Source organism: Aliiroseovarius sp. ABM4_368 (assembly GCF_056161205.1).
The window spans coordinates 568,182-590,058 of record NZ_JBSWYR010000001.1 but is presented as its reverse complement, the minus strand read 5'-3'; the positions used below and the strand labels follow the sequence as shown (position 1 = coordinate 590,058).

The 21,877-nt window shown below is 59.0% G+C and carries 16 protein-coding genes; 11 read left to right on the top strand and 5 right to left on the bottom strand.

The annotated features are described in order from the left end of the window. Window positions 1–18 precede the first annotated feature (18 nt). Complete coding sequence (locus tag ACXAH3_RS02925; protein ID WP_474860569.1) at window positions 19–2,814, bottom strand: bifunctional [glutamine synthetase] adenylyltransferase/[glutamine synthetase]-adenylyl-L-tyrosine phosphorylase; 2,796 nt, start codon at window positions 2,812–2,814, stop codon at window positions 19–21. Between the two features lie 132 nt (window positions 2,815–2,946). Here ACXAH3_RS02925 and ACXAH3_RS02920 point away from each other — a divergent pair, with 132 nt between their 5' ends. Continuing rightward, complete coding sequence (locus tag ACXAH3_RS02920) at window positions 2,947–3,414, top strand: YbaK/EbsC family protein (protein ID WP_474860568.1); 468 nt, start codon at window positions 2,947–2,949, stop codon at window positions 3,412–3,414. A gap of 3 nt (window positions 3,415–3,417) precedes the next feature. On the opposite strand, the gene ACXAH3_RS02915 is transcribed toward ACXAH3_RS02920, so the two are convergent. Continuing rightward, window positions 3,418–3,897 (bottom strand): MarR family winged helix-turn-helix transcriptional regulator, encoded by a 480-nt coding sequence (locus ACXAH3_RS02915; protein ID WP_474860567.1) that lies wholly within the window; start codon window positions 3,895–3,897, stop codon window positions 3,418–3,420. 130 nt (window positions 3,898–4,027) lie between these two features. Between ACXAH3_RS02915 and ACXAH3_RS02910 the strand changes: the two genes are divergently transcribed. The 6 genes from ACXAH3_RS02910 (at window position 4,028) to ilvN (ending at window position 9,524) form a co-directional block, all read left to right on the top strand. Further along, complete coding sequence (locus ACXAH3_RS02910; protein ID WP_474860566.1) at window positions 4,028–4,558, top strand: cytochrome b; 531 nt, start codon at window positions 4,028–4,030, stop codon at window positions 4,556–4,558. A 188-nt stretch (window positions 4,559–4,746) separates the two neighbouring features. After that, complete coding sequence (locus ACXAH3_RS02905; RefSeq protein WP_474860565.1) at window positions 4,747–5,271, top strand: DUF2852 domain-containing protein; 525 nt, start codon at window positions 4,747–4,749, stop codon at window positions 5,269–5,271. A 77-nt stretch (window positions 5,272–5,348) separates the two neighbouring features. Then, complete coding sequence (locus ACXAH3_RS02900; protein ID WP_474860564.1) at window positions 5,349–5,834, top strand: RDD family protein; 486 nt, start codon at window positions 5,349–5,351, stop codon at window positions 5,832–5,834. Between the two features lie 111 nt (window positions 5,835–5,945). Continuing rightward, window positions 5,946–6,803: an arginyltransferase gene (locus tag ACXAH3_RS02895; protein ID WP_474860563.1), complete on the top strand. Its 858-nt coding sequence runs from the start codon at window positions 5,946–5,948 to the stop codon at window positions 6,801–6,803. A gap of 392 nt (window positions 6,804–7,195) precedes the next feature. Continuing rightward, entirely contained in the window at window positions 7,196–8,950 is a 1,755-nt protein-coding gene (locus ACXAH3_RS02890; RefSeq protein ID WP_474860562.1) for an acetolactate synthase 3 large subunit, read from the top strand. 13 nt (window positions 8,951–8,963) lie between these two features. After that, window positions 8,964–9,524, top strand: coding sequence for an acetolactate synthase small subunit (gene ilvN, locus ACXAH3_RS02885; protein ID WP_474860561.1), 561 nt, complete (start codon window positions 8,964–8,966; stop codon window positions 9,522–9,524). 687 nt (window positions 9,525–10,211) lie between these two features. Here ilvN and ACXAH3_RS02880 read toward each other — a convergent pair. The 3 genes from ACXAH3_RS02880 to ACXAH3_RS02870 form a co-directional block, all read right to left on the bottom strand. After that, the gene (locus ACXAH3_RS02880) at window positions 10,212–13,919 is read right to left on the bottom strand and encodes a vitamin B12-dependent ribonucleotide reductase (RefSeq protein WP_474860560.1); all 3,708 of its coding nucleotides are present in this window, start codon (window positions 13,917–13,919) and stop codon (window positions 10,212–10,214) included. A gap of 669 nt (window positions 13,920–14,588) precedes the next feature. Further along, complete coding sequence (locus ACXAH3_RS02875) at window positions 14,589–15,962, bottom strand: sensor histidine kinase (protein WP_474860559.1); 1,374 nt, start codon at window positions 15,960–15,962, stop codon at window positions 14,589–14,591. After that, window positions 15,959–16,630 carry a response regulator transcription factor gene (locus tag ACXAH3_RS02870; RefSeq protein ID WP_474860558.1) on the bottom strand — a complete coding sequence of 224 codons (672 nt, stop codon included), beginning with the start codon at window positions 16,628–16,630 and terminating at the stop codon, window positions 15,959–15,961. The genes ACXAH3_RS02875 and ACXAH3_RS02870 overlap by 4 nt, the downstream gene beginning before the upstream one ends. A gap of 140 nt (window positions 16,631–16,770) precedes the next feature. On the opposite strand from ACXAH3_RS02870, the gene ACXAH3_RS02865 reads away from it, so the two are divergent. The 4 genes from ACXAH3_RS02865 to ACXAH3_RS02850 all read left to right on the top strand — a co-directional run bounded on the left by ACXAH3_RS02865 (window position 16,771) and on the right by ACXAH3_RS02850 (window position 21,874). Beyond that, window positions 16,771–17,859, top strand: coding sequence for a tricarboxylate transporter (locus ACXAH3_RS02865; protein ID WP_474860557.1), 1,089 nt, complete (start codon window positions 16,771–16,773; stop codon window positions 17,857–17,859). A gap of 72 nt (window positions 17,860–17,931) precedes the next feature. Further along, on the top strand, window positions 17,932–19,962 hold the full coding sequence (locus ACXAH3_RS02860) for a tripartite tricarboxylate transporter permease (protein WP_474860556.1): 2,031 nt from the start codon (window positions 17,932–17,934) through the stop codon (window positions 19,960–19,962). After that, window positions 19,959–21,059, top strand: a complete 1,101-nt coding sequence (locus tag ACXAH3_RS02855; protein WP_474860555.1) for a 4-oxalomesaconate tautomerase — start codon at window positions 19,959–19,961, stop codon at window positions 21,057–21,059. Before ACXAH3_RS02860 ends, ACXAH3_RS02855 begins: the two co-directional genes overlap by 4 nt. Then, complete coding sequence (locus ACXAH3_RS02850) at window positions 21,056–21,874, top strand: universal stress protein (protein WP_474860554.1); 819 nt, start codon at window positions 21,056–21,058, stop codon at window positions 21,872–21,874. The genes ACXAH3_RS02855 and ACXAH3_RS02850 overlap by 4 nt, the downstream gene beginning before the upstream one ends. The last annotated feature ends 3 nt before the right edge of the window (window positions 21,875–21,877 follow it).

Here is a 21,877-nt window from a genome sequence, read left to right as displayed (position 1 = left end):
GTGGTCCTCCGGCTGGCGTCACCCGGGCGGGTTGGCCAGCACCTTATCAATGGCTCGGGCGGCGGCCCTTGCTTTATTCTTAAGATCCTCGATCAGGGCGGCCTTACTTTTCGCCCCGGTCTCGCGCAGAAGCAGATCCTGCCCGCCCTGCCCCAAGGTTTCAAGGTCCAAGGGACCGTCAGACAGCAGTTTGGACGCGGCCTGCAATCGCCACATTAGGTCATGGGACTTTGCCATATCGCGCCCCTGCGCGTCAGAAAACCAGCCAATGGCGACACCTTGGGCGATCTGCTCGTCTGGGGCGCGGGGCGTTTGCGGGGCCAAAAGGGCGGCAGCTTGCGCCACCAGTTCGACGTCCTGAAGATGTCCTTCGCCCAGCTTGGCGTCCAACGCGCCGCCTGCCTGTTTAGCCCCCGCAATGCGATTGCGCATCTCGATCACGTCGTTGATCACCTTGGCCGGGTCGCGCTGTAAGCCCAGAACCTCGGCTCGCGCCTGATTGTAATCCTTGGTCAGCCCTTCGGGCCCCGTCACCACGCGTGCGCGGGTCAGGGCCAGGTGTTCCCACGTCCACGCCTCGTCCCGTTGGTATGCTTTGAAACTTTCGATCGAAGTCGCCACAGCCCCCTGTCGCCCGGATGGGCGCAGGCGCATGTCGACCTCGTAAAGCCGCCCTTCAGCCATAGGTGCGGATAGCGCGGTCAGGAAGGCTTGCGTCAACCGGGCATAATAAGGGCGCGTCGCCAAAACGCGCTTCCCGTCCGACATATCCACGCCTTCCGGGTCATAAATGATGATCAGATCAAGGTCCGAGGTCGCAGACAAAGACCGCGCGCCCAAAGACCCCATGCCAATGATCGCGGCACCTGCCCCCGGCGGTGTGCCATGTTTCTGCGCGAAATTGTCCACGACCACCGGCCACAGCCCGCGAATGACCGCATCCGCAAGGTCGGTATATTGCGCACCCGCCTCGCGCGCATGGATCAACCCGCGCAGGAAATGAACGCCGATGCGGAAATGCCATTCCTTCATCCAGCGCCGCGCGCCATCCAGTTTGGTCTCATAGTCCGGGGCATTGTCCAGTCGCGCCACCAATTCGGCCTCAAGTGCCGCGCCACCGGGCCACGGTTCAAAGAACCCGCCACCGATCACCGCGTCCAGCACCTGCGCGTTGTGACCCAGATAGGCGGACAACGCGGGCGCCGTGGCAGCGATGTCGACGATCAGATCGACCAGCGTCGGGTTCGCCTCGAACAACGAGAAAAGCTGCACCCCCGCAGGCAAACGGCTGAGAAAGCCGTCAAACTGGATCAGCGCGTCATGCGGACGTGGTGCATCGGCCAGACGAGCCAGCAGGTCGGGCTTCAGGCGGTTGAAAATCTCGACGGCCCGAGCAGAGCGCAGGCAAGGATAGGTTTCCCAACGGCTGACGATTTCGGCCTCGCCTTCCGACAACTCGCGACTGTCGGCCGAGGTGCCGTCGGGGGCGAAGAAACCTTCAGTCACTTCGTGAACTTCAGCCAGCGCGTCGTGGATACGGGCTCTCAGCACATCCGTGTCGCCCTCGCCCATCATGCGGGCCAAACGGTCGAACTCGTCGTCGGTTTTAGGCAGGTTGTGTGTCTGGGCGTCGCGGAACATCTGGACGCGGTGTTCAACCTCGCGGTGGAATCGATAGTGGCGGGTCAGGATTTCAGCCACATCCGAGGGGATCCAGCCCTTCTCGGCAAGCGCGGCCAACCCCGGCACGGTGCCACGCATCCGCAACCCTTCATCGCGTCCGCCCGCGATGATCTGGCGGGTTTGTGTGAAGAACTCGATCTCGCGAATGCCACCGCGTCCCAGTTTCATGTCATGGCCGGGCAGCGTGATGTCGCCATGCAGCCCCTTGTGTTCACGAATGCGCAAGCGCATGTCATGAGCGTCTTGGATGGCGGCGAAATCCAGATGCTTGCGCCAGATGAAGGGGCGCAGGCGGGTCAGATAGGCGTTGCCCGCTGCGATGTCGCCGCCACAAGGGCGGGCTTTGATGTGGGCCGCGCGTTCCCACGTGCGGCCAAGGCTTTCATAATAGCGTTCGGCAGCTTCCATCGAGACGCAGACGGGCGTCACAGACGGATCCGGACGCAGGCGCAGATCGGTGCGGAAAACATATCCGTCCTCGGTCAGTTCCGACAGCATCGTGCTCATCTTACGGGTGGCGCGCACATGGCTGGCGCGGGCTTCGTGGAAATCCGCGCCCTCGAACCTGCTGTCGTCAAACAGCATGATCAGGTCAATGTCCGAGCTGTAGTTCAGCTCGTGCGCGCCCATCTTGCCCATTGCCAATGCGACCATGCCGCCAGCGGCCTCGATGTCATCTTCGGTCATGCCGGGCAGCTTGCCGCGCGAGATTTCATGGCCGACTTGGAAGGTCATGGCAGAATGGGTGGCGAAATCCGCCAAATCAGTCAGCGCGCCGGTGACGTGCTCCAGCTGATAGACGCCTGCCAGATCCGCCAGCCCTGTCATAAGCGCGATGCGCTGTTTGGCAATGCGCAAGGACTTTCGCAAAGCGCTGTCGCTGTCGCGGTTCATGTCCTGCATGGCAGCAGTGATGGCGTCTTCGGGGGCGATGCTCAGCGCTTCGCGCAACCAATCCGCCTGCTTCTCCATCAGCCCTTTCAGGTAAGGCGAACAGCCTGCCGCCCCAGACAGCACGCCGCGCAGATCCGGCGTCAGATCCGCGAACAGCGTGTCGATATCTGCGGCGGGTTCGGCCTCGTACGCGATGGGAGTACGAGAGATGCGGGCGGCGAAGGGTTTCTGGCTCATATGTGCAAACTGCGCCGGGCGGCGGGTCGGGTCAACATGGGAAACGGGGTTGCGACCATTCTGTGCAGCTTGTTTGCTGGCGCCGAATGGCTATGGTCGCGGAACGGACCAGAAACGACGACAGGAAGCACCATGTCCAAAAGCCTGAAACGGGTCAAAGCCGCGCTTGAAGACGCAGGCATCGCCACAGAAGTGGTCGAGATGTCGGACGGCACGCGCACCGCCGCAGATGCCGCCCGCGCGTGCGGTTGCGAGATCGACCAGATCGCGAAATCCATCATCTTTCGCGGCGAAAGCTCGGGCCATGTGGTGCTGTTTTTGACAGCGGGCGGCAATCAAGTGGATGCAGCAAAGGCGTCGACCTTGGCAGGCGAGGCCTTGGGCAAAGCCGACGCGAAACTGATCCGCGCCGAAACCGGATTTGCCATCGGGGGCGTGTCGCCCGTGGGTTTGACCAATCCCGTACGCGCCTTTTATGACGCGCGTCTTTTGGACTTTGACGAGGTTTGGGCCGCAGCGGGTACGCCACGACACGTGTTCCCCGCAACGCCACATGATCTGATCCGCATCTGTGGGGCGCTACCGGGTGAATTTACCTGAACGTCAGCCGCAGCCGGACCCCGCAGCTTTGCTCAATAGCGTCAGAAGTCGCAAAAACTCGCGCTGATCATTTGGGGGCAGCAGATCCAACAGATCCTTGTTCTGCTCGCCAACGATCCCGAAGATTAAGGGCATCAGCGCCCTGCCCTCGCCCGTCAGAAATACGCGATGCGTGCGCCGCGACTGTTCGTCCTGCTTGCGCGTGACCAGCCCCTGTTTTTCCAGCGCATCCAGCGCACGCGAGACGGTATAGCCTGCAAGCCGCAGCCCTGCGCCGATTTCAGTCTGGCTGGCGCCTTCTTTCTCGGTCAGGGCCATAAGCACGATGAAGTGATCCATCTTCAACCCATGCGCCTTCAGCCGCGCCTGCATCTGGGTTTCCGTCATGCAAGCCAGTCGTTGCAACATCCAGCCCGCACTGGTGCTGCGCGTAATATTGGCCTGATCGCGCAGAGTTGGATGCACAGAGTCGGGTTTGTTCATAAGGGCACCTTGGCAGACCTACATTGCTTTGGTTCACAACATAGGTCACGACATTTGCAGTTGCAACTTTCCCCTTAATGTATTTGCAATCGCAAGTATCGTGGCAGACACAACAGACAAGAGGAACGCCATGAAACGCTATCACCCTCTTCTCGTCGCCATCCACTGGCTTGTCGCCCTAATGGTCATTGTCGCGTTGGTCATGGGGTCGAACGTGCTGGCCGCCTTGCCCAATGATCACCCTGACAAAATGTTCAGCCTGCGGGGCCACATGTCTATCGGCATAATCGTAGGTGTGTTGATGATCCTGCGCCTTGTGACGCGATTGCGCAGCGCACATCCGCCGAAGGCCGAAACGGGAAACGGGCTTTTGAACCTTGCCGGCGCCGCGGCGCATTGGGCGCTTTATATACTTGTGTTCTTGATGGTCGCCAGCGGCATGGCGATCTCGTTGGGCGCGGGACTGCATGATATCGTGTTCTTCGGCGCGGATAGCCCCCTGCCCGAAAGTTTTGACCATCTCGCTGCGCGCAGGGCGCATGGTGTTCTGTCAAAACTGTTGATGCTCACCATTCTGGCCCATATCGCGGGTTGGGCATATCACCAATTCATGCTGAAAGACGGGCTTTTCAGCCGCATGTGGTTCGGGTCGCGCAACTAATTGCGACGACACCAAAACAAAAAGCCGCCAAATCTGGCGGCTTTTTTCGTTTATTATCAGCGCGATCCTCGAATAATGTAAAATACTTTCACATTTCTCCTTGAACCCAGCCCCGAAACCCCCATCTCTTACTCATGTGAAAGGCATTCACATTCAAACGCAACACAGACAGAACGATGGAGACCGCAATGAACACCGCAACCCACACCACCCACTATGACACCGCCCCCCGCGGCTGGTTCTCGCGCGCCGAGGCGTGGCTGGACGCACGCGGTAAAGGCGCTTGGATCGCTACGATGGTCGTCAGCTTCATCCTGTTCTGGCCCGTCGGTCTTGCCCTCTTGGCTTATATGATCTGGAGCAAACGCATGTTTTCGAAATCCTGTTCTCACCGCCACCACCATGAAAGTCAGGCTTGGCAGGACCGTCACATGTCGCATCGCCACGGCTTTGCAACCTCGGGCAATTCGGCCTTCGACGCTTATAAGGCAGAAACCCTGCGTCGTTTGATGAGCGAACAGGAAGCTTTCGAAGCCTTCCTTGAACGCCTGCGCGCTGCAAAGGACAAGTCCGAGTTCGACCAGTTCATGGACGAACGCGCCGAAGCCGCCCGCAATTCGACCATCGACGAAGAAGACATGTCTGACGATGACGCCGAAGACACGGCCGAGGATGTCGAAATCTTGGATGAACCCAAGCGCAAAAAGAAGTAAACTGCCCCTAAGTTTGCTGTTCTGCCCGGCCCCCAGTGGGCCGGGTTCCCTTTGACAAGAAAGACCCGAGACCCCGAATGACGCATTCCTTTGACCACAACAGCAACACCCACGGCGCAGGCCTTTGGGGTTTGCCGGACCCGGACACCCAGGCCGAGTTCTATCAGGACGTGACGCTGAAGCGCCTACTGGCGTGGGTCATCGACGTCGTGCTGATTGTTGCGATCTGTATCCTGATTGGGCTTTTGACCCTTGGCATCGGGTTCTTCTTGTGGGGTCTGGTCTATCTGGCGGTGGGCTTTGTCTATCGCATGACTGCCCTGACCCGGAAGTCCGCCACAATCGGGATGCGCCTGACCGCGATCGAGCTGCGCCGCCATGACGGGCAGCGCTTTGACCGCCAGACCGCTGCCTTGCATACGCTGGGGTATTACCTGTCGATGTCGACTGTGGTGCTGCAAATGATCTCGCTCGTGATGATGTTCACCACCGCACGCGGTCAGGGTCTGGGCGACATGGTGCTGGGCACCGCCGCGATCAACCGCGCCTCTGAACGCCGCTAAGGCCAAATCAGCAACTAAAAGCCCTTGTTTACTGTGTTGGTAAGCGGGGGCTTGCCCGATCCCTCTTGGTCAGGCTAGGCTCGTCCCGATCTGACGTAAAACCGAGAACCCATGCGCCATACACTTCCGCTTGCCCCTCAGTTCTATGTGACTGCCCCGCAGGAATGCCCGTATCTTGACGGGAGGATGGAGCGAAAGCTGTTCACAGCCCTGCAAGGCGAACATGCGGAAACGCTGAATGACACCCTGTCAAAGCAAGGGTTCCGACGGTCGCAAAACGTTCTCTATCGCCCATCCTGCGCCGAATGTTCGGCCTGTCTGTCCGCACGGATCCGGGTGGCAGACTTTGAACCCAACAAAAGCCAACGGCGCACTGCGAAACGCAACGCAATGCTGGAACGCCGCGCTCGCGCACCTTGGGCCAGCGAAGACCAGTATGAGCTTTTCCGCCGCTATCTGGACAATCGCCACGCCGAGGGCGGTATGGCGGATATGGATGTGTTCGAATTCGCCGCCATGATCGAAGAAACCCCGATCAAAAGCCGCGTGATTGAATATGCCGAACGTGGGCCCGATCAAAAACCCGGTGATGACGCCACCGGCCCCCTGCGCGCTGTCTGCCTGACCGATGTATTGGAAGACGGGCTGTCGATGGTCTATTCCTTCTACGATCCAGATTGGCACCGCAAATCCCTTGGCACCTATATGATCCTCGATCATATAGACATCGCGCGCGAGGCGGGCTTGCCTTACGTCTATTTGGGCTATTGGGTGCCCGGCAGCCCGAAGATGGACTATAAGGCCACGTTCTCGTCAATCGAGATCTATCGCGACAATCACTGGACGCCGCTGAATGTCGACGAAGATTACTCGGCCGAGCTGCACCCTCTGTCAACCGATCCCATCGCTGAACAAGTCGCCAGCATCACCCTGCCCGACACCGCCAGCAAGGCTCAACGCGAGACCTGATCACCTGCAAAGACCAGAAGTATTGCTGCGCGCGCATGGTATCGCGCGCTGAAATCATGGAAAACCGGACAGATCGCGATCTGAATTTCCAATAATTGCGCCAATCCCACCCAAAAATGATCGAAAATTACAAAAAATTCACCTGCGCGACATTTTATACGTGCTTTCGCTGTTGACGCGTCCGTCCACCGCTCATAATGTCCCGCGCACAGATGGAAGAAGCCTTCAAGGATCTCCTTGGGCAAGAACATGGGAAAACTGCAATGGGCGGCGTCCTAGTGATTGTTGAAAATTGGCGCATGGGCCGGTAACGGAACCATAATGGAACCCCATGCGCCCCCGAGAAGATCGGGGGCTTTTTTGTGAGAAGCGCACGTGGAACGGAGAAGAAGATGACACGTCAGATGACCGGAGCGAAAATGGTAGTTCAAGCCCTGAAGGATCAGGGTGTGGACACAGTCTTTGGCTATCCCGGGGGCGCTGTCCTACCGATCTATGACGAGATCTTTCAGCAGAATGACATTCGTCACATCCTGGTCCGTCACGAACAAGGCGCAGTCCACGCCGCCGAAGGTTATGCCCGTGCGACCGGCAAGCCCGGCGTAGTGCTGGTAACATCCGGCCCCGGCGCGACAAACGCCGTGACCGGGCTGACCGATGCGTTGCTGGATTCGATCCCTCTGGTTGTTCTGACCGGTCAGGTTCCGACCTTTATGATCGGCACCGATGGCTTTCAGGAAGCAGACACCGTTGGCATCACCCGCCCCTGCACCAAGCACAATTGGCTGGTGAAAGAGACCGACAAGCTGTCCGACACCATACATCAGGCTTTCCATGTCGCGGTTTCTGGCCGTCCGGGTCCGACGCTGATCGACATCCCAAAGGATGTTCAGTTCGCCACCGGCAGCTACACCCCGCCCGCCAAGATCGAAACCAGCCACTATCAGCCGCAAATGCGCGGCGATATAGAGGCGATCACCGAGCTGGCCGAGCTGATGGAAACCGCCGAGCGTCCGATCTTCTATACTGGCGGAGGCGTCATCAATTCTGGCCCTGCCGCAAGCCAGCTTCTGCGTGAACTGGTGGATGCGACCGGCTTCCCGATCACCTCGACCTTGATGGGTCTGGGCGCCTACCCTGCTTCGGGTGAACACTGGCTGGGAATGCTGGGCATGCACGGGCTTTATGAAGCCAACATGGCGATGCATGACTGTGACCTGATGATCTGCGTTGGTGCGCGGTTTGACGACCGGATCACCGGCCGCTTGGACGCGTTCAGCCCGAACTCGAAAAAGGCGCATATAGACATTGATCCCAGCTCGATCAACAAGGTGGTCCATGTGGACCTGCCGATCGTTGGCGATGTGGGCCACGTGCTGGAAGACCTTTTGAAAGTCTGGAAAGCCCGCGGACGCAAGACCAATAAAGACGGTCTGGCCAATTGGGGCGCGCAGCTTGCAGAATGGAAAGAGCGCCGCTGCCTAAGCTACACCAACACCGATAAGGTCATCCAACCGCAACACGCGTTGGAACGACTTGAGGCGCTGACCAAGGACAAGGATCGCTATGTGGCCACAGAAGTCGGCCAGCACCAGATGTGGGCCGCACAATTCCTTGGCTTTGAAGATCCGAACCGCTGGCTGACCTCGGGTGGGCTGGGCACGATGGGCTATGGCCTGCCCGCATCGCTGGGCGCGCAGATCGCGCATCCCGACGCCTGTGTGATCAACGTGGCAGGCGATGCCAGCTGGCTGATGAACATGCAGGAAATGGGCACCGCGGTTCAATTCCGCGCACCGATCAAGCAGTTCATCCTGAACAACGAACGTCTGGGCATGGTGCGCCAGTGGCAGGAATTGCTGCATGGCGAGCGCTATTCGCACAGCTGGTCGGAAAGCCTGCCGGACTTTGTGAAGCTGGCCGAGGCGTTTGGCTGCAAAGGCCGTCAGGTCTCGGACCCGGCGGAACTGGACGACGCGATTCAGGAAATGCTGGATTATGACGGTCCGTTCATTCTGGACGTTCTGGTTGAAAAACACGCCAATTGCTTCCCGATGATCCCTTCGGGCGCACCCCATAACGACATGCTGATGGGCGAGGCCGAGACGCAGGGCGTTATCGGTGCCGCTGGCGCAACACTGGTTTAAGGAGGGCCTCTAAATGTCTGCACTCAAAATTAAAAAAGGCTCTTCGCGCAAGTCGGCATATGATCTGCGTGACCCACATTTGGACATCGTGGAAAGCCACACACTGGCCTGTGTTGTTGACAACGAAGCCGGTGTTCTGGCGCGCGTGATCGGGTTGTTTGCTGGCCGTGGTTATAACATCGAAAGCCTGACCGTGGCCGAGGTTGATCACGAAGGACATCGGTCGCGCATCACCGTCGTAACCACCGGAACACCCGCCGTAATCGAACAGATCAAAGCGCAACTGGGCCGTATCGTTCCAGTCCACGAAGTGCATGACCTGACCGTCGAAGGACCTGCGGTCGAGCGGGAACTAGCCCTGTTAAAAGTCGAAGGCGCGGGCGACAAGCGTGTTGAAGCGCTGCGTCTGGCCGATATTTTCCGCGCCAATGTGGTGGACAGCACGCTGGACAGTTTTGTCTTTGAAATCACCGGCACGACCGAGAAAATCGACGCCTTCGCCGATCTGATGCGCCCCTTGGGCCTAAGTGATGTTGCACGGACCGGCGTCGCAGCCCTGTCCCGCGGCACATAAGCAAACGATCCTGAAAATGACGAGCGCCCGGTTGCACCTGCGACCGGGCGTTTTTCTTGGCAAAAGAAAAACGGGGTGTCCCGAAGGACACCCCAGTTTCACTGATAGGGCTCATCATTGGTACCGCTCTGATTTATTGCCTGCGGCCCTACCTGTGTCTGGGGCAAGCGCACCTGCCCCGTGTTAGGATGGCGGGCATCCCCCAGACCCACCCTAACCTTGCCCGGGCCGCCACTTGGGACAGGGCGGCCCAGACGAAACTGTTAACCTAGATTGTCGCGTTCTGACCCATTTGGATTAGACGCGATAATCCGGCGACCCTCCACACGACGCACGTGGTAGCCTTCGTGAAGCCCCCTTTCCACCTCGCTGGCGAGCCGTCCTCGCGGAACTTCTCCCCTTCCAGGTACATTGAAGTGGGTATTCAATCCGGTTTCTGTTTCACGGGTAACCATGATCCGTTTACGAGGCATGCTAACCTCCTTCTAGTTATCCACAGGCTGCGAGCATTTCTTGGTGGCAAACCTGTGGGTAAGTCAGTGCGTCATTGATTGCCTAGTTCGGCTGTGGTTTCCTTATTTAGTCGACCAGTGCGGTCGAATAGGTTTCTCTCTCGCCCACACTGATCAAGCGAGGGATGAGCCGGGGCGCAGAACTGGTACTTCTGCGCCCCAACCCTCAATTCTCTTAGCTACAGCCCGTGGTCGACCCACAGGTGTTGCACTTCATGCAGGTGCCGTTGCGTACCAGCGTATAGTTTCCGCATTCGCCACAGGGATCACCTTCGTAGCCCTGCATCTTGGCTTTGGTGCGCGCGTCGATGGTGTTCACCGTCCCGGTCGAAACCGAAGTCTCGGTCACTGACATCTCGACCACAGCGGTTTCACCGCCTGCCGTTTCTGGCACCAACGTGTTCAACGCGCCGATCGGGTCAGAGCCGCTAAGCGCCGTAGCACCCGCTTCGGCACCGCCCTGCAGCACCACCAATTCCTGCGGCAGACGTTTGCGCAGATAGCCGGTCGAGCTGATTTGTTTCAGCACTTCCAAAGACTTAGTGGCTGCCGTCTCGGACGGTTCTTGGACGTTGGATACGCCTTCTTCTTCGCCTCGGCCCAGATCGTCGAAGGCAGCGCCTTGCGGCTTCACATGTGCCAGGTCGGTGCGGTCCAGATAGGACACAGCCAATTCGCGGAAGATGTAATCCAAGATCGACGTCGCGTTCTTGATCGAGTCGTTGCCCTGAACCATGCCTGCCGGTTCGAACTTGGTGAAGGTGAAGGCGTCCACGAACTCTTCCAGTGGCACACCGTATTGCAAGCCAACCGACACGGCGATCGCGAAGTTGTTCATCATTGCACGGAAGCCAGCGCCTTCCTTGTGCATGTCGATGAAGATCTCGCCCAGATTGCCGTCTTCGTACTCGCCGGTGCGCAGGTACACTTTGTGACCACCAACGATGGCTTTCTGAGTATAGCCCTTGCGACGCTCAGGCAGCTTCTCGCGTCCGCGTGCGACCTCTTTGATCACCACTTTCTCGATGATCTTCTCGGCCAGTGTAACGGCTTTCTCGTGGGCCGAGCCCGAGGCCAGAATTTCTTCTGCTTCCTCGTCATCCTCGACCAGAGCCGCCGCCAAAGGCTGGCTGAGTTTCGAGCCATCGCGATACAGCGCATTGGCCTTAACACCCAGCGACCAGCTGAGTTCGTAAGCTTTCTGGCAGTCTTCGATGGTTGCGTCATTCGGCATGTTGATCGTTTTCGAGATCGCACCCGATATGAACGACTGTGCTGCGGCCATCATGTAGATATGGCTGTCAACACTCAGGAAACGCTTGCCTTTTTTGCCGCACGGGTTGGCGCAGTCGAAGACGTTATAGTGCTCTTCCTTCAGGAACGGCGCGCCCTCCAGCGTCATCGTGCCCAGCACGTGATCGTTCGCGGCTTCGATGTCCTGACGGGTAAAGCCCAAGTGACGCAGCAGGTTGAACTCGGGATCGTTCAGCTTTTCAGCCGGGATACCCAGAACGTTGGTGCAGAACTCCTCGCCGAGCGTCCACTGGTTGAATACAAAGCGGATGTCGAAGGCCGATGGCAATGCTGCCTCGATCTTCTCGATTTCGTTCTGACCAAAGCCGTGGCCGATCAGGGTCGTGTGGTTGATGGCAGGCGCGTTGCCCATGGTGCCGTGACCCACGGCGTAGGCGATGATCTCTTCGATCTGTGCGCTGTCATAACCCAGCTTTTCAAGGGCCGCGGGTACCGAGCGGTTGATGATCTTGAAGTAACCGCCACCGGCCAGCTTCTTGAACTTCACCAGCGCAAAGTCCGGCTCGATCCCGGTCGTGTCACAGTCCATCACCAGACCAATGGTGCCGGTCGGCGCAATCACAGACACCTGTGCGTTGCGATAACCGTGCTTTTCACCAAGCGCATAGGCTTCGTCCCATGCGCCCATGGCCAAATCGACCAGCTTGGCATCGGGGCAGTTTTTCAGGTCCAGCGGAACCGGCTTCACGGCCAGATCTTCGTAGCCTTCGCTGGCACCATAGGCGGCGTTGCGGTGGTTACGGATCACGCGCAGCATGTGGTCCTTGTTGCGCTCATAGCCTTCAAACGCGCCCAGCTCTCCGGCGATTTCGGCCGAAGTGGCATAGGAAACGCCGGTCATAATCGCAGTCAGCGCGCCACACAGCGCACGACCTTCGGGCGAGTCATAGCCGTAACCCATATTCATCAGAAGACCGCCGATATTGGCATATCCCAGACCCAAGGTACGGAAAACATACGACAATTCCGCGATCTCTTTCGACGGGAATTGCGCCATCATGACCGAGATTTCCAGCGTGATGGTCCACAGGCGGGTCGCGTGCATATAGTCTTCGGCCTGGAACTCGCCATCCTTCAAGAAGGTCAGCAGGTTCATCGACGCCAGGTTACAGGCGGTGTCGTCCAAGAACATGTATTCCGAGCACGGGTTCGAGCCGCGGATCTGGCCGTCTTCCGGGCAGGTGTGCCATGCGTTAACCGTGTCGTGATACTGGATGCCGGGGTCGGCACAGGCCCAAGCAGCGTGTCCGATCTGATCCCACAAATCGCGCGCTTTAATGGTCTTGGCGACCGAGCCGTCTGTGCGGCGGATCAATTCCCAATCCGCGTCAGCCTCGACGGCTTTCAGATAGGCGTCGGTGACACGCACCGAGTTGTTCGAGTTCTGGCCCGAAACGGTGGCGTAAGCCTCGGAATCCCAGTCGGTGTCATAGGTCGGAAATTCGATCGAGCCATAGCCCTGCTTGGCGTAGTCCAGAACGCGCTTAACGTAAACCTCTGGGATTGCGACCTTTTTCGCGGCGCGTACGGCGTCTTTCAGGGTATCGTTGACCTTGGGATCATAGGCGTCTTCTTCCTTACCGTCCCATGCACGAATGGCGGCGAAGATGTGGTTCAGATGCTGTTCGTGCATCTTCGATCCGGCGACCAGCGATGCAACTTTCTGCTCTTCCTTGACCTTCCAGTTGATGTATTCCTCGATATCCGGGTGGTCGCTGTCCACGATCACCATCTTTGCTGCGCGACGGGTGGTGCCGCCCGACTTGATCGCGCCAGCCGCGCGGTCACCGATTTTCAGGAAACCCATCAGGCCCGAGGATTTGCCGCCGCCCGACAGCGGTTCGTCCGCTGCCCGCAGGGAGGAGAAGTTGGTGCCGGTGCCCGAGCCGTATTTGAACAGACGTGCCTCGCGAACCCACAGGTCCATGATGCCGCCCTCGCCCACCAGATCATCGCCGATCGACTGGATGAAGCAGGCATGGGGCTGCGGGTGCTCATAGGAAGACTTCGAACGGGTCAGCTTGCGGGTCTTGTGATCGACATAATAGTGACCCTGTGCAGGCCCATCGATGCCATAGGCCCAGTGAAGACCGGTGTTGAACCACTGCGGGCTGTTCGGCGCGGCGCGCTGGCTGGCCAGCATGTGGCGCATTTCGTCGAAATAGGTACGGGCGTCTTCTTCGGTGGTGAAATAGCCACCTTTCCAACCCCAATACGCCCACGCGCCTGCCAGACGGTCAAACACCTGCTTGGCTGAGGTTTCACCGCCGAAACGCTGATCTTCGGGCAGGTCTTCCATCGCCTTTTCATCAGGAACCGAGCGCCACAGGAATTCGGGCACACCCTTTTCCTTGACCTTTTTCAGAACCGCCGGGACGCCAGCCTTACGGAAGTATTTCTGCGCAATCACGTCTGAAGCCACTTGGCTCCAACTAGTCGGCACTTCGCAATCGTCCAGTTTGAAAACGATGGTGCCGTCGGGGTTGCGAATCTCGGACGACGTCGTCGTGAACTCCAACTCTGCGTATGCGCCCTGCCCCGATTTTGTGAATTTGCGTTCAATCTTCATTGTGCCCTGTCCAGTCCCTTCAGTGGCTCCCTGCGCCCGGTCAACGCATGGGATCTGCCCTATTCCATCAAATTCGTGCTAGTCGTAGAGGCTGAGGATCAGACACAGGAATATCGCTGAGTGCCGCACACCAAGGTGGCACACCCTTTTGACTTCAAGATTGAAGCATGGTCCCTGTCTCGCCCTACCAACCGCGGGCCACTATATATTGTGGCCATTCCGACTAGCCCCCACAATCTGGCGTAGACCGCCCTATACCGTCAACGACTAATTCAAAGATATCCCCAACTCTTTTCTGTTGACGTGCCTAGTCGTGCGGGCATCGGGCTAGCTTCGGTTGATTCTTATTCATACTCAATTTTAACGGGAAGATATCTTTTGCTAGCAAATTAGCTGGTTTACGCTTCAAACACTATATGTTGCTTGAAGTTACATTCGCACTAGTAGCTATGGCCACCTTAGCACTTAGCTGCGGGTTTTACGCCACAGGCAATATCCCCACGCACCACCAAGGCCGAGAATCACCGGACGTATGCCCCCTTGGACGAAGAGTTGCCGATTCATTTTCCATGAATGGTTGCCATCGCGATTGTTTCTTTTTCGCGAACAATTCCAGGGGATACCACTATATGTAGTGCTGAGGACCAAGCGCATGGTGTGAAGGCTAACCTAGTTAAAAGCAGGGTCCAGCATCAAACCAAGAGTCAGACTTGCCCCCTTGGCAACCCGATTGATCCGAAGCGATCCGCCGTGACGTTCGGCCACGGATGCGGCAATCGCCAACCCCAACCCGCTGCCTTGCGAGGGTTCGACCTGCGAAAACCGGCCCAAGGCGGCGGCGCTTTGTTCGGGTGACAAGCCCTTTCCATCGTCGCGAACTGTGATTTGCGCCTTATCCCCAGACTTTTGCAATTCGACGGTGATGGCGCTCAGCCCGGCCCCGCCATGTTTCAACGCGTTGTCGATCATATTCTTCACCGCTTCGGCGATGAACACATGATCGCCGGTAATCTGAAGGGGCACTTCAGGGGCGATGAATTCAAACTCAACACCGCGAGACAGCACATCTGGGCCGACTTCGGCGCAGACCTGCCGCAGCAAATAGGTCAGGTCAAAGCTGGACCGGCGGCTGTCGGGCATGGGCTGACGCAGTCGGTCCATGGACAACAGCTGCTCGGTGACACGCGCGGATGCACGCGCTGCAACCACCAGATCCTCGATCCGTTGTTGTCGATCCTCGCGCGTTGGCGCATCCCGTAGGCTTTCCGCCATAGACTGCACCGACGCCGCCGGATTGCGCAGCTGGTGTGCTGCGTTTGAAATAAAGACCTGCTGGGCATTCATACTTCCCTGCACCTTGGAAAACAGGCGATTCAGCTTATCAACGATCCCCTGCGCCTCTATAGGAATGGGGCGCCGGATCTGGCTGAGGTCATCTGGCGATCTGATCTCGATCGCCCCTTGCAGGTCAAGCAATGGCCGCAGACCACGCGCCACGCCGAACCAGACGACCAGCGCCAAGGTGATCAGCAACCCGCCGATCAAGCCCGCAGCCCGCAAGGCAAGCTGGGTGGCAAAACGGCTGCGTTCCGATAGTCTTTGCCAGACGGTGACGGTGGCATTGCCTGTTACGCCTTCGATGGTCACGCGCTCGCTGATCTGTAACACCCGGACGGGTTCGCCGCGATACATGGCCTTATAATAGTGAGGCGTGAAAGGATCCGCATTCGGCCGGGCCCCTGCGGGCGGATAGGCATAGCCGGTCACATAGATCCCGTCCGGTCCCGTTGCGTGATAGAACACCTCGCCCCCGGTGGCGTCGCTGATCAAGTCGCTGGTGGACGGCAAAAGCGCATCGCCGCCGGAAATCGCCACGTCCCGCGAAATCGCCAAGGCGGCGGACAGAAGGGAACGGTCGAACAGCTCTTCCGCCGTGTCTTGCGCGACCGAGACACGCCAATAGCCCAGCACCAAACCCATCAGCAAAAGCGGCACAAGGATGAGGGTGAAAAGCCGCTGGCGAAGGGAAAAAACCCGCGTCATGAGGCGACCACATCCAGCATATAGCCAAGCCCGCGCGCCGTTTTGATAACAACGCCGTGGTCTGACAATCGGCGGCGCAAGCGCGAGACCAGAGGCTCGACCGCTGTGTCGTCCACATTTGCCCCAATGCCGTACACGTGGTCAGTCAAGACGGGCTTTGACACAATACGCCCTCGGCGTTCCAACAGGCATTCAAATACCGCCAATTCCTTCCGCGGAATGTCGATGGCTGCCCCGTTCGCCGAGACCTGACGCGCGTTGCGGTCAAAGGACAGATCGCCAATGGTCTCGACCGCGCCAAATTCTAGGTTCCGGCGGCGTGAGAGCGCCCGGATGCGGGCCTCGAGCTCGTCCATTTCAAACGGTTTCACCAGATAGTCATCCGCCCCAAGGTCCAGCCCAGCCACACGGTCGCTCAGTTCGCTTCGCGCGGTCAGAAGGATCACCGGCGCATTGTCCCCCCGCGCGCGCAGATCCCGCAGCACCTCGAGCCCCGACTTGCCCGGCAGGTTGATGTCCAACACGATCAGATCCGCGCTTTCCTGCTTTAGGAACGCATCCGCATCCGCCCCATCATGTAAAACATCCGCCGAATGCCCACGGTCCCGCAAACGATACGAGATCGCCTTGGCCAAGGGTTCGTTATCTTCAACGACGACTATTCGCATATTGAGGTCCGCAAGGTTCACGCAAGGTTGGCCCACCATGTTCAAGAGATTGCGGGGGGAATCAACCCTCGAAAGATATAATTCAATCATGATGGCGCAGAGGACGTCCTTGTGATTGTCTGGTCAACAGGGAGGAACCAATGACCGTATCAAACTTTACTCGTCGTGCTGTGATGGGCCTGATCGCTGCTGCTGGAGTGGCCGCACCCGCCACCGCCGAGGTCGATTTCTCGGGCAAAACCGTTGAATGGGTCATCCCGTTCTCGGAAACCGGTGGATCGGCCAAATGGGCGAACTTCTTCGGCCCGCTGCTGTCGGAAGCCCTGCCCGGCAAGCCGACCGTGGTCGTGAAATTCATGCCCGGTGCTGGTTCGACCAAAGGGGCCAACTGGTTCCAAGAACAAGAGCACGAAGACGGCACGCTGCTGTTCGGCACCTCGGGATCGACGCAATTCCCGTATCTGCTGGACGATCCGCGCGTGCGTTACGAATATAACGACTGGAACCCGGTCATGGCCTCGGGCACCGGCGGCGTGGCTTACCTGAACGCCGAAGATGGCGCTAAGTTCGACGGCTCGGCCAACGCGCTGAAGGACACCGATTTCATCTATGGCTCGCAAGGCGCGACCCGTCTTGACCTTGTGCCGCTGCTGGCTTGGCAAATGCTGGGTATGAATGTCGAGCCCGTCTTCGGCATCAAAGGCCGTGGTGATGGCCGCCTGATGTTTGAACGTGGCGAAGCCAATATCGACTATCAGACCTCGTCGGGTTATCTGGGCGGATCGACTGCGCTGGTCAATGATGGCAAGGCTGTTCCGATGATGACATGGGGTGCACTGGACGCCGATGGCAACATCGTGCGTGACCCGACCTTCCCCGACATCCCGACCTTCAAAGAGGTCTGCGAAGCCACAGATGGCTGCGAAACCTCGGGCGATGCGTGGGACGCGTGGAAAGCCTTCTTTGTCGCCGGCTTCCCGGTTCAGAAATTGGCCTTCCTGCCTGCTGGCACGCCGCAAGATGTGATCGACACCTACACCAAAGCGTTCCAAGACGTTGTAGCTCGCGCTGACTTTGCCGAGATCTCGTCCAAGCGCGTTGGCAAATACCCGGTCTTCACTGGTGAAGGTGCTCAGTCTGCATTGGGCACGGCCACGCAGGTTCCGGACAGCGCCAAAGCCTATGTCACCGACTGGCTGCAAAACGCCTATGGCGTGTCGCTGAAGTAACCCACCCTTGGCGCGCGGCCCAACGCTGGCCGCGCGCCCTTTCCAACATTTCCTAATAGAAAGGCGGCTCCGATGGAGATCTTCGCCACCGCACTTCCCGCGCTTGGAGAAGCGTGGGCCCTGATCTTGCAACCCGTCGTTCTGGGTTATCTTGTTCTTGGCGTCGTGATGGGTCTGGCCGTAGGCGTGTTCCCCGGTCTGGGCGGCATCGCGGGCCTGTCCCTGCTTTTGCCCTTCATGTTCGGCATGGACCCGGTGCTTGGTCTAGCGTTGATGATCGGCATGGTCGCCGTTGTGCCTACTTCGGATACATTCGCATCGGTCCTTATGGGGATCCCCGGATCATCCGCGTCACAGGCAACTGTTCTGGATGGATTTCCAATGGCCAAAAACGGTCAGGCCGCACGGGCCTTGGCCGCGGCCTTTACCTCGTCCCTATTTGGCGGGCTTGTGGGCGCTACCTTCCTGACTATGTTTATTCTGGTCGCCCGACCCATCGTGTTGGCGTTCGGCCTGCCCGAGATGCTGATGATCACCATTCTGGGCCTGTCGATGGTCGCCATCCTTGCCGGCCGCTTTGCCCTGAAAGGTCTGGCGGCGGCTGGGCTGGGCATGATGATCGGCACCATTGGCGAGGCTGACGCCGGCGGTTCGCTGCGTATGGCGAGTTATGACATCCCCTATCTGACGGACGGATTGAAACTGGTCATCGTGGGCCTTGGCATCTTCGCCATCCCCGAGATCGTGTCCCTGCTGCGTCAGGACCGTTCCATCGCCAAGGGCGCCTCGCTGGGCGCAGGCTGGATGGACGGTGTACGCGACTGGATGGCCAACAAATGGCTGTCGGTACGCTGCTCTATCATCGGTGTGGTCGTGGGGATCATCCCCGGTCTTGGCGGCTCGGTCGTCGACTGGATCGCCTACGGGCACACGGTGCAGACCACCAAAGACAAAACGAATTTCGGCAAAGGCGAAGTGCGCGGCGTGATCGGGCCGGAAAGCTCGAACAACGCGAAAGAGGGCGGCGGTCTGGTCCCCACCCTTCTGTTCGGTATTCCCGGTTCAGGCTCGATGGCGATTTTCATCGGCGCGATTGCCCTTCTGGGTTCGGGCGACATCGAAGTCGGCCCAGCGATGCTGAAAAACAACCTCGACATCACCTATTCGATCGTCTGGCTGCTGGCGCTGGCAAACGTCGTGGGCACCGTCTTGTGCATCGCGGCTTCAGGTGGGATCGCCAAGCTGACCACGATCCGTTTCACCTATCTGGCGCCGTTCCTGTTCATGCTGATCAGCTTCGCCGCCTTCCAGTCGGGCCAAAACTTCGAAGACCTTCTGGCGCTGTTTGCCATCGGCTTGATCGGCATTTTCCTGCGCCGCTTTGACTGGTCGCGCCCGGCTTTCCTGATTGGCTTCGTGCTGTCCAACCCGGTCGAGAAGTTCTCGAACCAAGCGTTCCAGATCGCCTCCTTCCGCTTCCGCAAAAGCTTTGAGGAAGGCATCGATTATGTCTTCTCGCCCATCGTGATCGTGTTGATCATCATCACTCTTGTGTCGGTGGTGCTGGGCCTTCGTCAGGCGAAAGCCATCATGGCCGAGGGCGAGGTTCAGTCGGGTTCGAAACGCGCGCCGCTGATCTTCCTTCTGGTGATCGCCGCCTATCTGGTGGTCGCCCTGATCAACGCCAACATGATCCCGGACTATAACCTGACCGACAAAATCATCCCACTGGTGGTGGGAAGCCTTGCGCTGCTGTGCTGCCTGATCTTGCTGGTACAGATGATGCGCCGCCCGGAAGGCGACGCGATCTTTGCAGATAAGGAAGTCGCGGGCGAGGACGCGGATGCACCCTACGGTCTGTGGTCCACGCTGGCATGGTTCGCAGGCCTGATCGCTGCCACGTGGTTTGTCGGCTTCATCCTTGCGCTGGTGGGCTTCCTGATCACCTTCCTTAGGGTGCGCGCGGGCGCGGGTTGGGGCAAAACCCTGATCCTGACCGCCTGTGGCATCGGCTTTATGTGCCTGATGGCAGGGGCGCTGAACCGCGACTTCCCTCCGGGCCTGTTGCAAGGGGCAGTTGACCTGCCATGGCCGCTGAAATGACCCAGACAGCCATCCCCTATATCCACATGCGTGGAGGCACCTCGAAAGGTCCATATTTCCGGCGCGAAGATCTGCCGGAAGATCTGGACACTCTGTCCGAGGTGCTGATCGCAGCGGTCGGCTCGGGCCATACGCTGAACATCGACGGGATCGGCGGCGGGGCCGCCGTGACCACCAAAGTCGCCATGCTGTCAAAAAGCATGGATGACTGGGCGGATGTGGATTACTTCTTCGCCCAAGTCTCGGTTGAGGATCGACTGGTCGATTACAAACCCACCTGCGGAAACATCATGTCCGGCGTCGGCCCTGCTGCCATTGAAATGGGTCTGATCACGCCCACGGGCGACGAGACCGAGATTCGCATTCGCGCTGTGAACACCGGGGCCAAAGTGCTTGCGAAAGTGCAAACGCCGGGCGGGAAGCTGACCTATGAAGGCACGACACAGATCGCAGGTACGCCCGGTAGGTCCGCGCCCATCCAGCTCAGCTTTATGGGGGTGGTCGGATCGTCGACCGGAGCATTCCTGCCCACCGGAAATCTGCGCGACACGATTGATGGGATCGAGGTCACCTGCATGGATGTCGCCATGCCCATCGTCATCGCACGGGCCGAGGATTTCGGCCTGACCGGACACGAAAGCGCCGAGGATCTGGATACCAACACCGACTTCTTCACCCGAATGGAAGCCATCCGCATCGCCGCGGGCGAAAAGATGGGCATGGGCGATGTGACGAAATCCGTGACGCCAAAATTTGGCCTGCTGGCCCCGGCGCGGGACGGTGGAAGCATTGCAGTGCGGTATTTCATGCCGTGGAAAACCCACCCGACCATGGCTGTCACGGGTGCGCAATGTCTGGCCTCTTGCGCCTTGACGCCGGGCAGCGTCTCGGACGGGCTGTTGGCACGCCCCAATCAGAACCCCGCTAGATTGGTACTGGAACATGCCTCGGGCACCATCGAAGTCTTGGTCGACTTTTCCAACGAAGACGGCTTTTCGCTGAACTCGGCCGGGCTGGTGCGTACTGCGCGCAAACTGGCGGATGGTAATGTGTACGTGCCCGCCAGTATCTGGCCGGGACAAGGAGAGATTACATGAGCATCCACAATATACTTGTTGCTTTCAACGGGTCTGACAGCTCGGTCTCGGCTCTGAAATACGCTGTATCACTGGCAAAGGGCGGTGCCCATGTCACCGCGCTTTTGGCCCATTCGAAACACGAGGCCGTCAACAGCAACGCCGCGTGGGTCCCTGCCAAAGCCCGCGAGATCATTGCGCAGGCCAATGCCGATATCCTGTCGGAAATCCAAAACCGGTTCGACGCGCTGCGCCCCAAGCTGGGACTTGGAGATCGGCTGCATTTTGCGCAAGCCTCGGGCCGGGTCGATGCGGTTTTGTCTGAAACGGCCCGCAACTTTGACCTGCTGGTCGTCGGTCATGACGGCACGGAAGAGGTGGACGAACATGTCTCGATCCACCCGGACCGCATCGCTTTGATGAGCGGTCGCCCCGTGCTGATCGTGCCACGCGATCACGACGCGGATGTCCGGCACTCTCACGCCGCCTTGGCGTGGGACGGAAGCCGGGCGGCAGCGCGGGCACTGTCAGACAGCCTTGGGCTTTTGGAAGATCAAGGCCGCGTCACCGTCCTGACCGTAGGCGACGAGCCCACCCCGCGCCCTGTTGACGACGTGATGACCCACTTGTCCCGCCACAATGTCCAAGCCACACATAAGGCCATCCCAGCCGAGCCGGGCATTGCCCGCGCGCTGATCGACTATTGCCGCGAGACAGACCCCTGTCTTTTGGTCATGGGCGCCTATGAGCATTCGAAGTTCCGCGAGGATTTCTTCGGAGGCGTGACAGCGCGCGTGCTGCGCGGTACACTTGTTCCTGTTCTGCTATCACATTGAAAG

Bases quoted from the DNA above. Each gene is read 5' to 3' on its own strand.
- ACXAH3_RS02880 (WP_474860560.1), bottom strand. From the start codon at position 13,919: ATGAAGATTGAACGCAAATTCACAAAATCGGGGCAGGGCGCATACGCA.
- ACXAH3_RS02905 (WP_474860565.1), top strand. From the start codon at position 4,747: ATGAACACCGCAACCCACACCACCCACTATGACACCGCCCCCCGCGGC.
- ACXAH3_RS02900 (WP_474860564.1), top strand. From the start codon at position 5,349: ATGACGCATTCCTTTGACCACAACAGCAACACCCACGGCGCAGGCCTT.
- ACXAH3_RS02920 (WP_474860568.1), top strand. From the start codon at position 2,947: ATGTCCAAAAGCCTGAAACGGGTCAAAGCCGCGCTTGAAGACGCAGGC.
- ACXAH3_RS02910 (WP_474860566.1), top strand. From the start codon at position 4,028: ATGAAACGCTATCACCCTCTTCTCGTCGCCATCCACTGGCTTGTCGCC.
- ACXAH3_RS02860 (WP_474860556.1), top strand. From the start codon at position 17,932: ATGGAGATCTTCGCCACCGCACTTCCCGCGCTTGGAGAAGCGTGGGCC.
- ACXAH3_RS02865 (WP_474860557.1), top strand. From the start codon at position 16,771: ATGACCGTATCAAACTTTACTCGTCGTGCTGTGATGGGCCTGATCGCT.
- ACXAH3_RS02870 (WP_474860558.1), bottom strand. From the start codon at position 16,630: ATGCGAATAGTCGTCGTTGAAGATAACGAACCCTTGGCCAAGGCGATC.
- ACXAH3_RS02925 (WP_474860569.1), bottom strand. From the start codon at position 2,814: ATGAGCCAGAAACCCTTCGCCGCCCGCATCTCTCGTACTCCCATCGCG.
- ilvN (WP_474860561.1), top strand. From the start codon at position 8,964: ATGTCTGCACTCAAAATTAAAAAAGGCTCTTCGCGCAAGTCGGCATAT.
- ACXAH3_RS02890 (WP_474860562.1), top strand. From the start codon at position 7,196: ATGACACGTCAGATGACCGGAGCGAAAATGGTAGTTCAAGCCCTGAAG.
- ACXAH3_RS02875 (WP_474860559.1), bottom strand. From the start codon at position 15,962: ATGACGCGGGTTTTTTCCCTTCGCCAGCGGCTTTTCACCCTCATCCTT.
- ACXAH3_RS02850 (WP_474860554.1), top strand. From the start codon at position 21,056: ATGAGCATCCACAATATACTTGTTGCTTTCAACGGGTCTGACAGCTCG.
- ACXAH3_RS02895 (WP_474860563.1), top strand. From the start codon at position 5,946: ATGCGCCATACACTTCCGCTTGCCCCTCAGTTCTATGTGACTGCCCCG.
- ACXAH3_RS02915 (WP_474860567.1), bottom strand. From the start codon at position 3,897: ATGAACAAACCCGACTCTGTGCATCCAACTCTGCGCGATCAGGCCAAT.
- ACXAH3_RS02855 (WP_474860555.1), top strand. From the start codon at position 19,959: ATGACCCAGACAGCCATCCCCTATATCCACATGCGTGGAGGCACCTCG.